The following is a 4244-nucleotide window of genomic DNA, read 5'->3' on the forward strand; positions in this document are numbered from 1 at the left end:
TAGCTCTTGTCGTTTGGTTTTTGGTTGGTAAGTTTTTAAAGATAAGCTCTCTAGCCTCGCTATGCGCGCTGATAGCTCTCATCGCATCAAGCTTCATCATCCACCCAGAGCTTGATGAAATTTACACTCACGCGCCGATCCTTATCATCGCATTTTTGGTAGTTTATAAGCACATACCAAATATCGTTCGCCTGCTTTCAGGCAAGGAGCAAAAAGTCGTATGAAAAGTGAAATAACAACGATTATTAAGGATTATAAATTTCAAACCGTCATCGGGATGTTTGACTTTGAGCGAGTTGCAAAGCAAGAAGTAAAAGTGAGTTTAGAATTTCGCTCGACTAGCTTGATTGATTATGTTTTGGTGGCTGATTTTATAAAAGAATTTTACAATGAGATGAAATTTCAAAGCGTAGAGGAATCATTGGAAGCAACCTGCAAAGCGCTAAAAGAGAGGTTTAGCTCACTTACTAGCTTAGATATGGAGATTTTAAAAACCGAGATTTTACCAAATGCAATTGTCGGTGCAAAAATCAGCACTATTTTTTAAAAATTTATTAAAGTATCTTGAAATATTTCTTAATTTATGATACAATCGACCATAAATTTTAGTTTAAGGAAAAGAAATGCGTATTTTAATAGTAGAAGACGAAGTAACGCTAAATAAGACGATTGCTGAGGGGTTGCAAGAGTTTGGTTATCAGACAGATAGCTCTGAAAATTTTAAAGACGCTGAGTACTACATCGGCATCAGAAACTATGACTTAGTTTTGACTGACTGGATGCTTCAAGATGGTGACGGCGTTGATCTTATAAACATCATAAAACATAAATCTCCACGCACTTCAGTAGTTGTACTTTCTGCAAAAGACGACAAAGAGAGCGAGATAAAAGCACTTAGAGCTGGTGCTGATGACTACATCAAAAAGCCATTTGATTTTGACATTTTAGTAGCCAGACTTGAGGCTAGACTACGCTTTGGCGGCACAAATATCATCAAGATAGACGAGCTTATCATCAACCCTGACGAAGAGAAGATCACATATCTTGGCCGCGACATCGAGCTAAAAGGTAAGCCATTTGAGGTACTAACTCACCTTGCAAGACATTCAGATCAGATCGTATCTAAAGAGCAACTACTTGACGCTATCTGGGAAGAGCCAGAGCTTGTAACTCCAAACGTTATCGAGGTTGCTATCAACCAAATCCGCCAAAAAATGGACAAACCGCTAAATATTTCAACAATAGAAACTGTTAGAAGACGCGGATATAGATTTTGCTTTCCCAAAAAAGCTTAAGAAATAGGTTTATACTGCAATTAGCGTCTGGTGCGATGATGCTAATTGCCGTTGTTTCGGTGATGCTCTATCACTACATAAGAGTCACCGTTTTTCAAAGTGTGGTTAGCGAGCTAAACCAGCAAGCCACAGCCTACAAGAACAATCCTCAAAATTTTAATCCAAACAATCTAAAAACTTTTACTATAGAAATCCCAAACAAAACTCTAGCCACCATAAAAGCAGGCGAGCTTAAAGGCGAAAAACCCTACCTCGTGATGCAAAAGATCAAAGATGAGAGCACAACCACGCTAACAACAAGACTAGATGATAGTAACTACTTAGTCCTAGAGAAAAAGACGATGCTTCAAAGCCAGATAGTAGAAGAAATTTTTATAGATATTATAATCGTAAATGTCACAGCGATACTTTTGGTGTTATTTTATGCACTATTTTTATCAAGAATGCTTTTAATACCTATAAAAATTTTAAGTCACAAGCTTACAAATTTAGATGAGAAATTTCTAAAAGAGATCGATATCAAAAGCCTGCCAGATGAGTTTTTGCCACTTGGTAATAGCATAAATAGGCTAATTACTCGCATACAAACTTTCGTTTTATACCAAAAAGAGCTCTTTGTAGGCGTTGCTCACGAGCTAAAGACGCCGCTTGCCGTTATGAAAACAAAAAACGAGGTGACGCTTTTAAAGCCAAGAGATAGCGAAAAATACATAGAAGCGCTAAAATCAAACAATGAGGCGATAAACGGCATGAACGCTATGATAGGCTCAGTTCTTGAGATCGGTCGTCAAGAGGGCGCGCAGTTTGAAGAGCCAGTAAATACCGATGTGATCGCATTTTTAAAAAAACTAGGTAAAAACTACGAAGTGCTAGCAAAAGGTGAAGAAAAAAATCTCGCACTCGACCTAAAACCTGAAATTTTTAATCTAAACATCCAAACCAGCCTGCTAACTCACATAGTGCAAAATTTCGTCCAAAATGCTATCAAATTTTCACCAAAAAATAGCACGATTACGATTAGCTCGAAGCTTGAAAAGAGCAAATTTATCATCGAAGTAACCGACGAGGGAGTGGGCATAGATGAGAGCAAGGACCTGTTTGCTCCATTTAAAAGATACGGCAACAAAGGTGGTGCTGGACTTGGACTATTTCTCGCAAAAGGTGCAGCACAGGCACTTGGTGCTGAGATATCTATCAAAAATAGAGAGGGTGCAAACGGAGCAGTTGCAAGCCTCGTTTTAAATTTAAAAGGATAAAAAATGGCAAAGAGAACCGCAGTGATCGATCTTGGCTCAAATTCTATGCGTATGGCAATATTTGAGCGCACATCACGCTTAGCATTTTTTATACTAGCTGAATACAAAACCAAAGTGCGACTAGGCGAAGGTGGATACGGCTCAAACAACGAAATTTCAGAAGCTTCAATGCAAAAAGCCATCAAAGCTTTTAGCGAATTTGATAACATCATAAAAAGCTATAAATGCTCCAAAGTCCTATGCGTCGGTACTTCAGCGCTTAGAGATGCTCCAAACTCAGGCATTTTGATCTCGCTTTTAAGAAAAAAACTTGGCATAAATTTAAAAGTTATTGACGGCAAGGAGGAGGCCACTTTTGGAGCGATAGCGGCTAAAAATTTGCTTCATAATCTAGCTGAGTGCATCACTATTGACATCGGCGGAGGCTCAACTGAGCTTGCTAGGATAAGCAACGGCAAGATAGTCGATGTCCTCTCACTTGATATAGGCACAGTAAGGCTAAAAGAGCTATTTTTTGATAAGAAAAATTTAAACAAACTACCAAAATTTCTGTCGCAGATCACAGCGCAGATAGATGAGCGATTTAAGTGCCCAAATTTAATAGCGATCGGAGGCTCTTTAAGAGCGATCTCATCAGCCATAATGAGCAAAAATTTATATCCGCTCTCATCGCTTCACGGCTTTTCATATAGGCTTGGCGACGAGGAGACATATATCGAGAGCATCGCAAACGTGAGCGTGCTTGAGCTCAATAAATTTCCTATCAAAAAAGACAGATACGACACGATCAGAGAGGGCGCGCATATATTTTTAGCACTCGCTAGGGCGCTAAACGCTAAAAACGTCATAACAAGCGGCGTTGGCGTGAGAGAGGGCGTCTTTTTGAAAGACTTTTTACGTCCAAGCATAAAATTTCCGCAAAATTTTAACCCAAGCATAAAAAGCCTGCAAGACCGCTTCATCCTCTCGTGCAGCAAAGCAGTGACAAGGTACGCAAAGGATATTTTTATGGCGCTCAAAAAGCTTCACGGGCTAAATGAGAGCTACCTTGATACGCTGCTAATCGCCGCTAAACTCTACAACGTCGGTCAAGAGATCGGCTTTTACGGCGATCATAAAAACTCAGCCTACATCGTCTTAAACGCCCTAAACTACGGCTTTTCACACGAGCAAAAGGCGCTTATTGCTGCGATCATTGGCACAAATGGTAAGAAAAATGTCTATGAATTTGAAAAATTTAAAAATTTACTACCAAAGGCAGAGTGCGTGAGGTGGCTAAGCTTTATACTTGCACTTGCTAAGGCACTTGATCTAACTTGCGAGAAGCTAAATTTAAGCTTTGAGTTTAGCGGCCATACGCTAAAAATAGATGGTGCAAAAGAATTTGCCATGGCAAAAGAGGAGATCAAAAAGATCGCAAAACCTGAAATTTTTGCCATTTCGTTTGTGTAGATTAAAAAGCTAGTGGTCAAATTTATAAATAAATAGGAGGGGTAAAGGCTTCTATTTTGCTTTATAGGCTCGCAATGTAGACACGAAGTCCGTCCCTTAGCCACTCTTTTTATCCCTCAAGTCCCGCACACGTTCAAAGTATGTAGTAGCGTCAAAGTGCCATGTTTTTAGTGTGTCAAACAAATTTTAAAATTTCATGAACGAGTAATTTCGGCTCTAAAATTTGAGCTAAGCTGCAAGC

The 4244-nt window shown here is 39.3% G+C and carries 5 protein-coding genes; all 5 read left to right on the plus strand.

What is annotated here, in order from left to right:
• Positions 1 to 224, plus strand: a 224-nt coding sequence (locus Q0296_RS06860; protein ID WP_298038496.1) for a glycerol-3-phosphate acyltransferase, incomplete at its 5' end; no start/stop codon positions are given.
• On the plus strand, positions 221 to 547 hold the full coding sequence (locus Q0296_RS06865) for a dihydroneopterin aldolase (protein WP_012001302.1): 327 nt from the start codon (positions 221 to 223) through the stop codon (positions 545 to 547). The genes Q0296_RS06860 and Q0296_RS06865, both read left to right, overlap by 4 nt.
• A 76-nt stretch (positions 548 to 623) precedes the next feature.
• On the plus strand, positions 624 to 1295 hold the full coding sequence (hsrA, locus tag Q0296_RS06870) for a homeostatic response regulator transcription factor HsrA (RefSeq protein WP_002942555.1): 672 nt from the start codon (positions 624 to 626) through the stop codon (positions 1293 to 1295).
• Between the two features lie 38 nt (positions 1296 to 1333).
• Positions 1334 to 2551: a HAMP domain-containing sensor histidine kinase gene (locus Q0296_RS06875; protein WP_298038503.1), complete on the plus strand. Its 1218-nt coding sequence runs from the start codon at positions 1334 to 1336 to the stop codon at positions 2549 to 2551.
• A gap of 3 nt (positions 2552 to 2554) precedes the next feature.
• The gene (locus Q0296_RS06880; RefSeq protein ID WP_298038507.1) at positions 2555 to 4003 is read left to right on the plus strand and encodes a Ppx/GppA phosphatase family protein; all 1449 of its coding nucleotides are present in this window, start codon (positions 2555 to 2557) and stop codon (positions 4001 to 4003) included.
• Positions 4004 to 4244: the final 241 nt, after the last annotated feature.

It is taken from the genome of uncultured Campylobacter sp. (assembly GCF_937890585.1).
Taxonomy (GTDB): Bacteria; Campylobacterota; Campylobacteria; order Campylobacterales; family Campylobacteraceae; genus Campylobacter_A.